This window comes from Streptacidiphilus sp. MAP12-16 (assembly GCF_041262165.1).
GTDB lineage: Bacteria > Actinomycetota > Actinomycetes > Streptomycetales > Streptomycetaceae > Streptacidiphilus.
The window spans coordinates 282,094-296,247 of the sequence record NZ_JBGCBY010000007.1; the positions used below are offsets into that span (position 1 = coordinate 282,094).

A 14,154-nucleotide genomic window follows, 5' to 3' on the forward strand; every position below is an offset into this window, starting at 1 on the left:
GTGAGGTGATGGAGGAGGATCACGGTGGATTCCAAGATCTTGGGTGCGGCGCTGCCGGCTCGCGAAGATCCCGCGTTGTTGCGCGGGGAGGCTGTGTATACGGCTGACTTGTCTTTGCCTGGTATGGCTCATATGGCGTTGCTGGGTAGTGAGCACGCGCATGCACTGGTGCGTGGGATCGATACGGCGGTGGCGGCAGCGATGCCCGGGGTGTTGCGGGTGGTGACCGCGGCGGACTTGGAGGGCAAGGTGATGCCGTTGCCGTGTGTGTGGATTCCCGGTGGCGCGGAGAGTCATTTCCCTCCGCATCCCTACGGGGTGCCTGGTGCACGGCCGGTGTTGGCCGGGGACCGGGTTCGCCATGTGGGGGATCCGTTGGTGGCGGTGGTGGCGGAGACGCCCGCGCAGGCCCGTGCGGCGCTGGCGGCGGTCCGGGTGGACTACCAGGTGCTGCCGGCGGTGGTGCGCGCGGATGAGGCGGTGGCCGCTGGGGCTCCGCAGTTGCACGAGGCGGTGCCGAACAACCTGAACGCGTACTGGACGTGTGGTGACCGGGAGGGTACCGATCGGGCGCTTGCGGCGGCGCCGGTGGTGGTGGAGTTGGACTTGTACAACCAGCGCACCATCAACAACCCGATGGAGCCGCGCGCGGCGGTGGGCAGTTTCGACGCGGTCTCGGGCGAGTACACGCTGTGGGCCACCACGCAGTCTCCGCACAACCACCGGTTCCTGCTGGCGGCGTTGGTGTTGGGGATCGAGTTCAACAAGCTACGGGTGATCGCGCCGACGGTGGGGGGCAGTTTCGGCACCAAGGGCTACTTGTATCCGGACATGCCGTTGGTGCTTGTGCTGGCCAAGGAGTTGGGGCGGCCGGTCAAGTGGGTCGACACCCGCACCGGGCTGATGAATTCCACCGTCCAGGGCCGTGACCACCGCCAGCACGGCACCATCGCCGGTACCCGGGACGGGCGTATCACCGCGTTGCGGTGCACCAGTTACGCGAACCTGGGCGGGTATCCCTCCACGATCGGGCCGGGGGTGGCCACCGCGTTGATGGGCCGCTCGATCAGCGGCATGTACCGCATCGAGCACGCGTTCTGCGAGGTGTATGCGGCGTTCACCAACACTGTGCCGCTGGGCGCGCAGCGCGGTTCGGGGCGTGCGGAGGCTACCTTTCTGGTGGAGCGGCTGGTGGACCGGTTCGCGGCCACCATCGGCATGGACCCAGCCGAGGTGCGCCGGATCAACCTGGTGCCGCCCGATGCGTTCCCCTACGACAACGGCCTGGGCTGGACGTACGACTCGGGCAACTACGAGCCGGCGCTGGACCGGGCGTTGGAGCTGGCCCGTTACGGCGAGATCGAGGCCGCGCGGGTGGAGGCGCTTGCGCGCGGCAAGCTGCTGGGGGTGGGCCTGGGCTGTTTCGTGGCGATCTGCGGGGTGGGTCCCTCGACCCGGATGTCGAAGGAGGGCATGCTCGGGGGCACGTGGGAGAGCGCGAACATCCGGGTGCATCCCACCGGTGAGGTCACCGTGATCATCGGTTCGGCGTCCACCGGGCAGAGCCACGAGACCACGTTCGGGCAGATCGCCGCCGAGGAGTTGGGCATCGACCCGGCCACGGTGCAGGTGCTGCACTCGGACACCACCAAGGCGCCCTACGGGCAGGGCACGTACGGCAGCCGCTCCTACAGTGTCGGCGGGCCGGCGGTGGCGTTGGCGGCGGGCAAGGTCAAGGACAAGATCCGCAAGGCGGCAGCGCACATGTTCGCGGTCAAGGAGACCGAGGTGGTGTATGCGAACGGTGTGGTGTCGGTGCCGGGGGACCCGGACAAGGTCAAGACGTTCGCGGAGATGGCGATGGCCCTGTGGTATGGCTGGGACCTGCCGCGGGAGATCGAGCCGGCGTTGGATGAGACCGCGTACTTCGACCCTCCGGACTTCAACTACCCCTTCGGGGTCCATGTGGCGGTCGTGGAGGTCGACCAGGACACCGGGCAGGTCGAGGTGGTGCGCTACATCGCGGTCAACGACGCCGGCACGGTGGGCAATCCGCTGGTGGTGACCGGGCAGATCGAGGGCAGCATCGTGCACGGGTTGGGCCAGGCGTTGATGGAGGCCGCCATCTACGACGAGCAGGGCCGCCTGATCTCGGCGGACCTACGCGACTACGCCCTGCCGCGGGCGGTGGACGTGCCGTTCTTCGAGCTGGACCGCACGGTGACGCCCTCGCCGCACAACGCGTTGGGCCTCAAGGGCGCCGGCGAGATCGCCACCGTGCCGCCGGCTGCGGCGGTGGCCAACGCGGTGTGCGACGCGCTGAAGGACCACGGGGTAACCCACATCGACATGCCGTTCACCGCAGAGAAGGTCTGGCGGCGGCTGAACCAGCGCGACCAGGACCCCGATGACCCGCAGGACCCCCAGGCCCCCCACGACCCGCAGGGGCACGTGCGGGCTCAGGTGCAGCAGGGAGCGATCCGATGATCACCACGCCGTTCGCGTACGCGGTGCCCGCCGGCGCGGCCCAGGTGGTGGAGTTGCTGGCGGCCAACCCCGGGGCGCGATTGCTGGCCGGGGGACAGAGCCTGCTGGTGGATCTGCAGACCGGCGCGGACCGGGCCGCCCTGCTGATCGACATCGGCCGTCTGCCGGGCCTGGCGCGTGTGACCACGATGCCCGGCGGCGGCCTGCGTATCGGGGCGCTGACGCTGCTGGCCGACCTGGCCGGCGACCCGCGGGTCCGCGCCGCCCACCCAGCCCTGGCCCAGGCCGCCGCCGCCAACGGCGACCCGCAGGTGCGCAACCGCGGCACCGCGGCCGGCAACCTGGCCGCGCCGGGACGTCCGACCGATCTGGCCGTGGCCGCGATCGCGGCCGGGGCCCAGGTCGCGGTCCGCGACGCGGCCGGGGCGCGGACCGTGCCGGCCGCTGACTTCGCCCGCATGGTCGCCGACACCAGCGCGCGGCGGCTGCTGGTGACCCATCTGGAAGTGCCGGCCCCCGACCGTGGCGCCTCCTCCGCATTCGAGAAGATCCCGGTACGCGCGACGCGCTACCCGCTGTGCGCGGTGGCCGTCCACGGCCGCCGCCACGGCGAGGGCACCGTGTTCGGGCTGCGGATCGCGGCCTGCGGATCGACCGCGACCGCGCTGCGGCTGGCGGAGGCCGAGGCCGCGCTGGAAGGCAGCGCGGGTACCGTCCAGCAGATCCGCGCTGCGATGCGGGCCCTGCCCGCGGACACCTTCGTGGCCCGGCCCGGGGCCTCGGCGGAGTACCTGGCCCACCTGACCGCCGTCCTCACCGCCCGCGCCCTGAACCGCCTGCCCACCGCCACCTGACCCCCCACCACCCCACCCCCGCCCCCGGGCCACCCGAGACCTGGCGGGGCGGGCGGGGGACCTGAGAGCCGGACCCGGCCGTGCGACCCCGGGGATACCGGGGCGCTCTCCGGTGGTTCCGGCCAGCCGCCGGCGCCGGGACTGAGCGCTCCGGTCCCAGCCGTTCCGGGGGCCGGTCTTTGTCTGTCCGTCACGTCCGCATCCCTGGAGGCAAGGCCCGTGAAGAGCACCGCGACCCACTCGTCCAGCGCCGGCCGCACCGCCTCAGCCGCCGCCGCGCCCCCCACGACTGCTACGCCCCCGATGCCCCCCACTACTGCGCCCCCCACTCCGCCCGCCGCTGCGTCCCCGGTTGGGGTTGTGGGTGGGCTGGGTGGGGGAGGGGGGTGGCCTGAGCCCGTGTGGTCGGGGCGGTTGCAGATCAGCGATGTGTGTCCGGTGGTGGCGGGTGGGACGCGTCCGGCGCGTGCGGTGCCCGGCGAGGGTTTCGAGGTGTCCGCGACGGTGTTCCGCGAGGGGCACCAGACGGTGGCTGCCGACCTGGTGCTGGTGCGCCGGGACGGCACCGGGGCGCGGCGTATCGCGATGGCCGAGAGCGGCCCGGGTACCGACTGGTTTACCGCGCGGCTGGCGGTGGGCGATCAGGGCGACTTCACCTACTGGATCGAGGCGTGGAGCGATCCGGTGGCCACCTGGCGCCGTGCGGCGGTGGCCAAGGTCCCGGCCGGAGTGGATCTGGAACTGGTCTTCGCCGAGGGCGTGGCTCTGCTGGACCGCGTCACCGCCCACGCCGCTCCCTACCCCCACGCCGACGCCGACGCCGACCCCGACGCCCACCTCGATGCCGGTGCCGTTGGCGTTGGCGGTGCTGATTCCGGTGTGTGGGTGGATGGGGTGGGGGAGGCGGGGGGTGAGGGGCCGTTGACTGGTCCGCAGCGCACGGTATTGGCGCGCGTGCGGGCGGCGTTGGGAGACCGGGCGTTGGCTCCGGCCGCACGGCTGGCCGCGGCTTTGGACCCGCCGGTGACCGCCGCTTTGGCCGCGCACCCGCTGCGTGAGCAGCGCACCGCTTCGGCGCCGCTGCCGTTGCGGGTGGACCGCCCGCGGGCCCTGTACGGGTCGTGGTACGAGTTCTTTCCCCGTTCCGAGGGTGCGGTGCTGGAGCCTGCCGACGGCGGTCCGGCGCGTTCAGGCACGCTGCGCACCGCCGCCGCTCGCCTGGCGGCGGTCGCCGAGATGGGTTTCGACGTTGTCTACCTGCCGCCGATCCATCCGATCGGCACGAGCGGGCGCAAGGGCCCGGGCAACACCACCACCGCCGCGCCCGGCGACCCGGGCTCGCCGTGGGCGATCGGCGCCGCGGCGGGCGGGCACGACGCGGTGCACCCGGACTTGGGCACGGTGGAGGACTTCGACTACTTCGTGGCCACCGCCGACGCGTTGGGGCTGGAGGTGGCGCTGGACTTCGCCCTGCAGTGCTCCCCGGACCACCCGTGGGTGACCGCACATCCGCAGTGGTTCCACCAGCAGTTGGACGGCACCATCGCCTATGCGCAGAATCCGCCGAAGAAGTACGAGGACATCTACCCCATCGACTTCGAAGCCGACCCGGCCGGGCTGTTGGCCGAGAGCCTGCGGGTGCTGCGGCACTGGATGGACCACGGGGTGCGGATCTTCCGGGTGGACAATCCCCACACCAAGCCGGTGTTCTTCTGGGAGCAGTTGATCGCCGCGGTCCACGCCACCGACCCGGACGTGCTGTTCCTGGCCGAGGCGTTCACCCGCCCGGCGATGATGCTGGCCCTGGCCCGGGCCGGGTTCCACCAGTCCTACAGCTATTTCACCTGGCGCGAGACCAAGGCGGAGCTGACCGGGTACCTGGCCGAGCTGGCCGGGCTGCCGGGCCCCCAGCAGGCCGACGGCAGCCCGGGTACCGCGGGCGCGGCCAGTGCGGCGTACCTGCGGCCGAACCTGTTCGTGAACACCCCGGACATCCTGCCCGACCATCTGCGCGATGCTCCGCGGGCCGCGTTCGCGATCCGCGCTGTTCTGGCCGCCACCGCCGGCCCCAGTTGGGGGGTCTACGCGGGCTTCGAGCTGTGCGAGAACACTGCGGCCGCGGCCGGTTCGCAGGACTACGCGCAGTCCGAGAAGTACCAGTACCGGCCCCGCGACTGGCGCAGGGCCGAGGCGAGCGGGGCGAGTTTGGCGCCGCTGATCGGGGACCTGAACCGGCTGCGGCGCGCGCATCCGGCGCTGCAGCAGCTGCGCAACCTGGCCCTGCACCCCACCGACAACGACGCCCTGCTGTGTTTGTCCAAACACACCTTGGGGCCCGGGGGCGCGGATTGGGTGGTGGCGGTCATCAACTTGGACCCGTCCGGTACCCAGGAGGGCTGGGTCCGCCTGGACCTGGCCGCGCTGGGCCTTGAGCCGGGCAGCCAGGTCCAGGTCCACGACGCCTTGTCCGGGCAGGTGTTCACCTGGGGCGAGCACAACTATGTGCGGCTGGACCCGGCGGTTCACGTCGCGCATCTGCTCACCGCCACGGCCCCGGCGTGAGCCGGCCGGCCGGCGCCCCGCACCCGGCCCAGGTGCGCGCGCTGCTGGCCGGCGAGCACCGCGCCCCGCGCCGGGTGCTGGGCCCGCACCCGGCGCCGGGCGGGGTGGCGCTGGTGGTGCTGCGCCCGTGGGCCGAGCAGGTGGCTGCGACTGGCGGTCGGTGGCCGCGCTCGTCGGGGCGGGGGTCGGCATCGCTCTGATCCCCCGCATCGTCCAGCCGCTGCACCGCCCCGGCTTGGTCCTGGGTCGGACCGCCGGCCCGGCCCCGACCCGCAACATCTTCGCCGCGGTCAGAACCGGCTCCGAGGCCGACCCCGTGCTCGCCGCCATCCTCGCGGCGCTGCGCCGCTCTGCGGCCCGCTGGTCCGGTCACCCCGGCCAGGTCGGCTAGGAGACTGCCGAAGATCTTGCTTGGCCCGCCTGGATTGCCCTGGTTCGCCGACAAATCCCGCCTGGATTGCCCTGGTTCGCCGATAAATACTGAATGCACTGGCACGGCGCATCGACGACCTGCTGGCCACTGCCACACCCAGCCCGGCCGAACGCGTGACATTGACCGTGTCAGTGTCACGCGTAGCGTTTGAAGTCCGAGGTGGTGATGAGCCACGGGCCCAGTGGTACGTCGTCTCCGAACGCGTATTCCTTGATGCGGTCGTACCGGGGGCCGTCGGGGCCGGGCAGGATGTTCTCGTAGGTGAAGATCACGCCTTTGCGGGGGTCGACGAGCAGGTACAGCGGGATGCCCATCGCCGGGTAGTCGGAGACCTTCTCGATGTAGTCGTTGTCCGGATTGTTCTTTGAGACCACTTCCACGACGGCCAGGATCTGTGCAGCGTCGACGGTCCCTTCCGACTCGTCCAGGATGCGGAGAGGTACGACGACCGCGTCCGGCCTGCGCATTCGACCGATCGAGGGGTCTTCGATCTCGGCGCCGGACTGGGCGATGACATCGGTTGCGGGATGGGTGCGCGGGATCTGCTCCTCCAGCTGGCGCACGACGCGGTACACGATCGACTCGTGCCGCCCGACGGGGCTCATCATGACGAAGGGGCCGGCTGCGCCGATCTCCACGCCCCAGAATCCCTCCAGATGGTCGGCCAGGGGCCATAGCTCTGTCGCGATGGCGCGCATCCGCGCGTAGAGCTCGGGGTCCACAGGCTCGCGCATGACCGACTCCTCCGTCTCGGCGAGGACCCTCGGCTTCCCACGCCGACCGTCCGATGCACGGTACGAAACTATCGTGGCAGGCGGGCGCCCTGCCACACTGATCGGCAGTCCGGGGCGGCGTGGCCGACCGATCGGATCACTCAGCTGCGGGACGCGGCTTCGCTGCTGAACGTCCCCGGCGGCACCGGCTCGCCCGTCAACCCGGTCGCGGTCCTGTGAGCCCCGTCATGGACGGACTCCCGGTCGGCGTCAGCCGTGACTTCCTCGACATCGGGCGGGCGGGCGCCGCGACCCACCGTATCGGCCGCCGCTCCGACGACGATGTCGCGGGCGGCACCAGACCCCGCCGGACCAGCCAGCCGGCCGCATCTACGGCTGCAGCTGTGAGCTGCGGATAGGAGCGCAAACGGCAAGCCCGGGAACGCCATTGCTCCCGACTGGGGATCAGCGGCCAAGCAGAGCGGCCGCAGCGGCCAGGGTGGCCAGGGACAGTGCGGTGGTGACGGCCACGCCGCGGTTGGCCAGGGCCTGACCCACGCCGTACTCCTGGGCGAATACGAAGGTGTTCTGCGCTGTCGGCAGTCCCGCGCACACCACCACCGTCAGCAGTTGGACATGGGTCAGGTGCAGGGCCAGTCCGATGACCAGGGCCAGCAGCGGCTGCCCGACCAGTTTGAGCGCCGCCACCGCCGCCAGCTCCCGGTCGGCCGACCGTGCCGCTTCGGGCAGCGGCTGGGGCTGCCCGTCGGGCGGCGCGCCGTGCAGCGACGCGCCGAGCGCGACCAGTCCGACGGGCACGGCGGCCGCTCCCAGCAGGGCCAGCGTGGCGTGGGCCGTCGGTGGGACCGGCAGCCTCCAGACCGACCAAACCACACCCAGCGCCGAGCCCAGGATGACCGGGTTGCGCAGCGGCAGGGAGGCGATACGGCGCATCCGGATCCGCCCCTGCGGGTCGCCCGCCCGGTCCAGGGCGATCAGGATGACGGGAGTGACGAGGAGGTTCTGTACCAGCACAACCTCGGCGAGGAACGACACCGATCCCAGCACCTGCTGGGCCACCGGGATCCCGAGGTTCGCGGAGTTCACATACCCCGCGGTCATGCCCCAGATGGGCCGCTCCGCGGCCGGGCGGCCGAACCAGCGGCTGACAGCCAGCCAGCTCAGCCCGACCACGGCAGCAGTGCTGGCGGTGAAGGCCAGCAGCGGCAGGACGGACATGCGCGACAGCGGTGTCGCGGACATCGTGAGGAAGAGCGCGGCCGGCATCGCCATATGGAAGACGAAGCGGCCCAGGACCGGCGCCGCGTCGTCCCCAAGGAGGCCGTGACGCCGGGCACCGTAGCCGGCCGTGGCCAGCAACCAGATCGGAAGGAAAGCGGATATGAGCCTCATGACAGCCGCGCCTCCCACGCGAATCCGCGCGAGGACATCCGCCCCCGAGGCAATCGAACGCCATTGTTCGCATAGACCATGATCACGAATGCTACGCGTGGAGGCTCAGGCCCAGGTCACCGGCCCCCTCGACTCCGGTCCTGCCCCGGGCGGGGAGAGGCGAAGCAGGGCCGGAACGCCTACGCCCACCGCCGCGCCTGCCAGGAGCGCGCCGCCCAGGCTGCCGACCATCACGCCCCCGAGTACCAAGACCGCCCCGAATGCGCTCGGACGCACAGCATGACAACCGGCGGGCCCTTCGGGACTGGCCGGTGACACGGACGGGTGACGCTGTGTCAGCGGTACCTGAAAGTCTCGGTCCCACCACAGACAGCAAGGAGAGTTCGCCCGTGACCATCACTGCGGATCACCTGCGCCGGACGGCGTCCCGCTACCTCGCGTCCCGCCCCGACCAGCGCGAGTTCGTGGGGCCGCTGCTGGAACTGCTGGACCAGGGCGTGGACCTGACGGACCGCCGCGAGTGGCGCGGGCATGCGACGGCCAGCGCCGTGGTACTGAACCCGGACGGTCAGGTCCTCTACATCGCGCACGTCGCCAGCGGCAAGTGGCTGCCGGCTGCCGGCGGACATCTGGAGCCGCAGGACGAGTCGCTGGCCGGGGCGGTGCTGCGGGAGCTGGACGAGGAGCTCGGCCTGGCGCCCGAGGACCTGGTGTGGCTGCTGGACGTCCCGGTGCACATCGACGTGTTCTCGATCCCGGGCCGCGAGACCCGGGGCGAGCTCGACCACCTGCACCTGGACTTCTGCTTCCTGCTGACCACCGAGCGCACCGACTTCCGCCTGCAGGCCGACGAAGTCCACGGCACCGATTGGCGCCCCCTGGAGACCGTGGAGGACGAGCGGCTGCGCGAGGGCGTACGCCGAGCCCTGGCCCGGGTGCAGATGCCAGCCCAGCGGGCAAGCTTCCTGGCGGAGCTCCCGCGGGCCTTCTCGGCCGCGTGCGCGGTGGTCACCGACTCCATGGACAGGGTGCTGCTGGTCAAGTGCCACAACCGGGCTCCGTTCGGTCCGCCCGGCGGGGTGATCGAGGCCGGGGAGAGCCCGCAGGACGCTGTGCGCCGCGAGCTGGCGGAGGAGACCGGCCTGCACCTGCCGCCCGGTCGACTACTCGCGATCTCCTGGATCACCGCAGGCGGCACCAGCGTGACCGACATGCCCGGGGTGCAGTTCGTCTTCGACATGGGCACCGTGCCCACCGGCGCCGCCCTGGTCCTGCAGAACGATGAGGTCGCCGAAGCCGCCTGGGTCGCCCCCGGGAACCTGCTCCGCTACATGGGGCCGCTGCGGGCCGAGCGAATTCGTGCCGTGTTGCGGGCCCGCACCGACGGCGAGGTCCGGATCATCACCTCATCCCGCGCCGACCTGGACGCCGACTCCCGCGACTTCGCCGGACTGCCCCAGGCTCAGTGACCGGTGCGGAGCGCACCGGCGTCGGCGTCATGCGCACTGTCCGCATGCTGCCCCCGGCACCGCGGCCGTCGCGGCTCCACCGGGTAACAGCGCGCCCTGGGAGGCCCACCGGACGACCAAGGGCGGGGCAGTGGCACCGCGTCGCCGGTGGTGTGCCGCGATCGACGACAGGAAACGGTAAATGACGTAGACGGCTGCGAGGCTCTCCATGGCGAAACCGCGCTCCGGCCCCCACTTCGTCAGCGCGGCGACGATCTCGGAGAGGCCTGGGTACCGCATCTGGGTTAGCGGTATTGCCTCGGGCGATGCCCGTGTTCGCCGTCTCGACCTTGTCGAGGGAGAAACCGAGACGAAACCGCTCCAACAGCCCTCACTGCATAGCCTGTTAACGGACCACCGAGTGGCCGTCAGTTACACCACTCAACTGGACTCCACCGCAGCTTCACGTAGATGCCGGCCACGCTCCAGGCGCCAGCCCCAACCTCCCTGGGTCTGCCCCTTTCCTGGGTTGTCGGACAGCGCTGGCCGATCCTGTCACTTTCCCGGCGCCCGTCTCGTCCTGTCTCCAGTGGCGATCCGCTAGCGCCCCGCAACGAGGAAGGAATCGCGACCATGGCCGTTCCGGAGACCCGACCGAACGCCGAAGACCGCTTCACCCAGGCCTGGCATGCCAACCGCGGCTACCTGATCGACCTGGCGTTCCGGATACTCCGCGACATCGGCGAGTCCGAGGACGCGGTCCAGGAGGCCTTTTCCCGGTTGGCGGAGACATCGCCGGCAGCGATCGACGACGAACGCGGGTGGTTGACCGTCGTCACCAGTCGCCTGTGTCTGGACCGGATCCGCTCAGCTCGGTCGCGGCACGAGCGGGTCGACGGCGACGTCGTGGAAACGGCCAGGCGGCAAGACGGTGCGCGACCGGTGGATCCTGCCGATCGGATCACGCTCGACGACGAAGTCCGGCTCGCGCTGCTGCTTGTGCTGCAACGGCTCAGCCCGGCCGAGCGTGTCGCGTTCATCCTCCACGACGTCTTCCAGACGCCGTTCGCCGATATCGCCGAAGTCCTCGGCAGCCCTGCGCCGACGTGCCGCCAGCTGGCACGCCGCGCCCGACAGAAGATCGGCGCCGTTCCGCCGCGCACGGCCTCGGCCGCCGTGTTCGACTCAGTCGCGTCGGCGGAACACCGGCTCGTCACCGAGCGGTTCATCACCGCCTGCGGAAACGGCGACATCGAGGCACTGCTGGTCGTGCTCCATCCACAAGTGTGGGGAGTCGCCGACTTCGGGACCGATTCGCCGATCCCACGCCAGGACAACCACGGCGCCGGACTCGTTGCTGAACTCCTGGTCCGCCACTACGCGCACCGGATCACGCTGGTGACGCACCCGCTCGGCGGCGAGGCGACGATGCTCGCGTTTGCCGGCCGGGAGCTGTTCGCCGTCATGGTCCTGACTGTCGAGAACGGCCTGATCACGAAGATCGACGTCGCCGGCGACCCCGGCACGGTAGCCGTCGCGGGCCGTGCCCTGTTCTAGAAGAAATCAGCTGAACTGAGATCGACCGGAGGTATCGAAGTGCAATACACCCGGAAGCCGGAAAGGCGACGTCGCAGTACATTGCGTCGCGCCTCGCTCGCCGTCGCTCTGCTGGTCGGCGCCGTTCCCGGCGCCGTCATGACAAGCCAGGCGAACGCGGTCACGCCAGTCGGCTCCAACCCGGCGAAGTACTTGGGCACTTGGAACTACGACCTGCCGAACCGGACGACCATGCGCAACATCGCCGTGATCAGCGGCCAGCCGACGGTTGAGATACCTCAGATCGGCTGGATCGTGTTCTCCGACAACGCCGACGGAAGCGTGACGGGGCGCACCGATCAGGGCTGCACCTGGAACTTCGAGGTACGGGCCGACTCCCTGGACCTGGCCGGCTCCCAGAGCTGCTTCAACCATGTCGTCGGATCGGCCTACACGATCACCGACTGGACGGTGCGGGTGTCGGGGCACCACGAAAACGAGTCGCTCACCGCGATCAGCCACCTTCCCACCGGAGATCGGGACTTCGTGTTGCAGGACGGCGCACGCACGAAGACCGGGAGGGACGACGACTCGACGCAGCGGTTCGTCGGCGGCTGGACGTATGCCCCGGCGAACCCACAGACGTTGCAGAACATCGTGGCGACATACGGCCCCGGCGGGAGCGTGACGTATTCGGCCGAGACCGGAACGGTTGCGTTCGCCAAGATCGGTGACGGGACCGTCGCCGCTCGCACGCCGGACGGCTGCACATGGAATCTGCGGGTCCAGGGCAACACCGCCGAACTCCAGCCTGCCGTTCAGACCTGCGAGCTCACCGATTCCACAGCGACACTCACGTTCTGGTCGATCGCCAGCGACGGCAGACAACAGGACTCTGTGATAGCCGGGACCGACGTCGCGAACGGTCAGACGAGCGCGTTCTCACTGAGTGTGGGCAACATGAGCAGCGATCTGCCACGCTAAGACGGGTGACGACTGCGGGACAAGGGTGCCGCATTCCGGTGCGTTAGTCAGGAAGATCACCTGGAACCCCGCAGTCCGGCTCACAACGGGGCGCGCGAGGCCACGATCAACGTGGTGGTCAGCTCGATGTGCGCAGTCAGCGCGGCAACGGCGGAGTCGGCGTCGCCGTTGATCGCGTGCTGAAGGATGGTGGCGTGCTCCTGGGCCGGATCGCGCGCGGCGTCGGACGGGTCGATCGCTTCCGACCAGCGGCGGTAGAGGCAGGCGCTGTCCCGCAGTGCCGTCGCGATCGCGTAGAGCCGAGGGCTGCCGCACCCGGCGAGCAGGGCGTCGTGGAAGTTCGCGTGGGCGGCTTCCCATGCCGGGGCGACGCGGGTTGGAGCGGACACGTCGCGGCGAGGCGTGTCGGCAAGGATGAAATGGGTCGCAACGAGCCGGGTACGCCAGGCCATGTCGCCTCGCTCTGTGCCACGCCGCAGGGCCAGGCACTCGATATCCGTCCGCGTCCGGGTCAGATCGAGTAGGTCATCGACGGAAATCGGCGTGACCTGGAAACCAACCTGCGGGTTGGCCAGCACCAGTCCCTGTTCGGCCAGCCGACTGAGCACCTCCCGGATCAGCCCGACGCTGGCTTCGTAGGCCTGGCACAGCGGCGTGAACTTCAGCCGCTGGCCCGGCGCGAAGCGCCCGCCGAGGATGTCGGCCCGCAGCCGAGCGTGCACCTCGTCCGTGCGGGTCCTCGCACTGGTTGACATGGACGGCAGGATACACAACTTCGACATGAGTCCGGATATTCGAATATCCGTTGACATCTCGAACATGAAGAGTCGAGACTTCTGACCCATGACCCCTACGACGAGGCGCAGCGTCATCATCACTGGTGGCGGGACGGGCATCGGCGCCGCCACCGCAGAACTGTTCGCCAAGACCGGGCACGACGTCACGATCACAGGTCGACGTAGTGACGTGTTGGCCACCACCGCCAAGCGGTTGGGGGTGACCCACGCCGCGTTCGACGCCGCCGACCCGGCCGCCGTTCGGATGGCGCTCGACCAGTTGCCGACCACCATCGACGTGTTGGTCAACAATGCCGGCGGCAACGCCGACCGTCGCCGTCCGCCCGTCGCCGCAGGCGACCTTGCCGGCGTGGCCGACGCGTGGCGGGCGAACTTCGAGGCCAACGTGCTCACCACGGTCCTGGTCACTGAGGCGCTCAAGCCGCGGTTGGCGGACGGAGCACGTATAGTCACCGTCGGTTCGGTGGCTGCCAAGCAGGGATCCGGTTCGTACGGCGCGGCCAAGGCCGCCCTGGAGGCGTGGAACGTCGAGACCGCGAGGACGCTGGGTTCCCGCGGGATCACTGCCAACATTGTGGCACCGGGGGTCACTCTGGACACCGAGTTCTTCGCCGGCACGGTGTCCGAGGAGTGGGTCGCGGCACGGGTGTCCGCCGCGTTCAACCGGCGGCCTGGCACCCCGAACGAGATCGCGGAGGCGATCTTCTTCCTCGGCCGGCCCGATTCCGGCCACCTGACCGGCCAGGTGATCCACGTCAACGGCGGCGCCTACGCGGCGCGGTGACCACTTGCTGAACCGGGCTGTCGTGCGGCCACCAGCGGCGGGAATGCCACCGGCTGAGGCCCTGATGCCACGTCGGCACCACCGAGCCGGGCACCGCGCCGAGGACCGGCACCGGCCGGTCCTCGGCCCACCGAAGCCCTTGC

Annotated in this window: 12 protein-coding genes; 9 read left to right on the top strand and 3 right to left on the bottom strand. The window is 70.4% G+C overall.

All coding sequences use genetic code 11. The features are described from left to right. Positions 1 to 93: 93 nt before the first annotated feature. The 5 genes from ABIA33_RS12035 to ABIA33_RS12055 all read left to right on the top strand — a co-directional run bounded on the left by ABIA33_RS12035 (position 94) and on the right by ABIA33_RS12055 (position 6,294). Entirely contained in the window at positions 94 to 2,487 is a 2,394-nt protein-coding gene (locus tag ABIA33_RS12035; RefSeq protein ID WP_370080418.1) for a xanthine dehydrogenase family protein molybdopterin-binding subunit, read from the top strand. Beyond that, positions 2,484 to 3,341, top strand: coding sequence for a xanthine dehydrogenase family protein subunit M (locus ABIA33_RS12040; RefSeq protein ID WP_370080303.1), 858 nt, complete (start codon positions 2,484 to 2,486; stop codon positions 3,339 to 3,341). Before ABIA33_RS12035 ends, ABIA33_RS12040 begins: the two co-directional genes overlap by 4 nt. Before the next feature lie 219 nt (positions 3,342 to 3,560). Further along, positions 3,561 to 5,903 carry a maltotransferase domain-containing protein gene (locus tag ABIA33_RS12045; protein WP_370080305.1) on the top strand — a complete coding sequence of 781 codons (2,343 nt, stop codon included), beginning with the start codon at positions 3,561 to 3,563 and terminating at the stop codon, positions 5,901 to 5,903. After that, positions 5,900 to 6,103: a hypothetical protein gene (locus tag ABIA33_RS12050; RefSeq protein WP_370080307.1), complete on the top strand. Its 204-nt coding sequence runs from the start codon at positions 5,900 to 5,902 to the stop codon at positions 6,101 to 6,103. The genes ABIA33_RS12045 and ABIA33_RS12050 overlap by 4 nt, the downstream gene beginning before the upstream one ends. Further along, positions 6,064 to 6,294: a LysR substrate-binding domain-containing protein gene (locus ABIA33_RS12055; protein ID WP_370080309.1), complete on the top strand. Its 231-nt coding sequence runs from the start codon at positions 6,064 to 6,066 to the stop codon at positions 6,292 to 6,294. Before ABIA33_RS12050 ends, ABIA33_RS12055 begins: the two co-directional genes overlap by 40 nt. A gap of 176 nt (positions 6,295 to 6,470) precedes the next feature. Here ABIA33_RS12055 and ABIA33_RS12060 read toward each other — a convergent pair whose 3' ends face one another. Both ABIA33_RS12060 and ABIA33_RS12065 read right to left on the bottom strand, forming a co-directional pair. After that, the gene (locus ABIA33_RS12060; RefSeq protein ID WP_370080311.1) at positions 6,471 to 7,070 is read right to left on the bottom strand and encodes a Uma2 family endonuclease; all 600 of its coding nucleotides are present in this window, start codon (positions 7,068 to 7,070) and stop codon (positions 6,471 to 6,473) included. Positions 7,071 to 7,514: 444 nt separating this feature from the next. Continuing rightward, entirely contained in the window at positions 7,515 to 8,462 is a 948-nt protein-coding gene (locus ABIA33_RS12065; RefSeq protein WP_370080313.1) for an AEC family transporter, read from the bottom strand. 389 nt (positions 8,463 to 8,851) lie between these two features. Between ABIA33_RS12065 and ABIA33_RS12070 the strand changes: the two genes are divergently transcribed. From ABIA33_RS12070 to ABIA33_RS12080, 3 genes are all read left to right on the top strand, one after another. Then, on the top strand, positions 8,852 to 9,931 hold the full coding sequence (locus ABIA33_RS12070) for an NUDIX domain-containing protein (RefSeq protein WP_370080315.1): 1,080 nt from the start codon (positions 8,852 to 8,854) through the stop codon (positions 9,929 to 9,931). A gap of 450 nt (positions 9,932 to 10,381) precedes the next feature. Beyond that, positions 10,382 to 11,467 (top strand): RNA polymerase sigma factor SigI, encoded by a 1,086-nt coding sequence (sigI, locus tag ABIA33_RS12075; RefSeq protein ID WP_370080318.1) that lies wholly within the window; start codon positions 10,382 to 10,384, stop codon positions 11,465 to 11,467. A gap of 81 nt (positions 11,468 to 11,548) precedes the next feature. Further along, positions 11,549 to 12,430: a hypothetical protein gene (locus ABIA33_RS12080; RefSeq protein ID WP_370080320.1), complete on the top strand. Its 882-nt coding sequence runs from the start codon at positions 11,549 to 11,551 to the stop codon at positions 12,428 to 12,430. An 80-nt stretch (positions 12,431 to 12,510) separates the two neighbouring features. On the opposite strand, the gene ABIA33_RS12085 is transcribed toward ABIA33_RS12080, so the two are convergent. Further along, positions 12,511 to 13,251, bottom strand: a complete 741-nt coding sequence (locus ABIA33_RS12085) for a GntR family transcriptional regulator (RefSeq protein ID WP_370080322.1) — start codon at positions 13,249 to 13,251, stop codon at positions 12,511 to 12,513. Positions 13,252 to 13,273: 22 nt separating this feature from the next. Between ABIA33_RS12085 and ABIA33_RS12090 the strand changes: the two genes are divergently transcribed. Next, positions 13,274 to 14,011 carry an SDR family NAD(P)-dependent oxidoreductase gene (locus tag ABIA33_RS12090; protein ID WP_370080324.1) on the top strand — a complete coding sequence of 246 codons (738 nt, stop codon included), beginning with the start codon at positions 13,274 to 13,276 and terminating at the stop codon, positions 14,009 to 14,011. Positions 14,012 to 14,154: the final 143 nt, after the last annotated feature.

What these genes read in the sequence shown, in the direction of transcription:
- ABIA33_RS12040 (WP_370080303.1), top strand. Translation starts at nt 2,484, where the DNA reads ATGATCACCACGCCGTTCGCGTACGCGGTGCCCGCCGGCGCGGCCCAG.
- ABIA33_RS12060 (WP_370080311.1), bottom strand. Translation starts at nt 7,070, where the DNA reads ATGCGCGAGCCTGTGGACCCCGAGCTCTACGCGCGGATGCGCGCCATC.
- ABIA33_RS12065 (WP_370080313.1), bottom strand. Translation starts at nt 8,462, where the DNA reads ATGAGGCTCATATCCGCTTTCCTTCCGATCTGGTTGCTGGCCACGGCC.
- sigI (WP_370080318.1), top strand. Translation starts at nt 10,382, where the DNA reads ATGCCGGCCACGCTCCAGGCGCCAGCCCCAACCTCCCTGGGTCTGCCC.
- ABIA33_RS12085 (WP_370080322.1), bottom strand. Translation starts at nt 13,251, where the DNA reads ATGTTCGAGATGTCAACGGATATTCGAATATCCGGACTCATGTCGAAG.
- ABIA33_RS12090 (WP_370080324.1), top strand. Translation starts at nt 13,274, where the DNA reads ATGACCCCTACGACGAGGCGCAGCGTCATCATCACTGGTGGCGGGACG.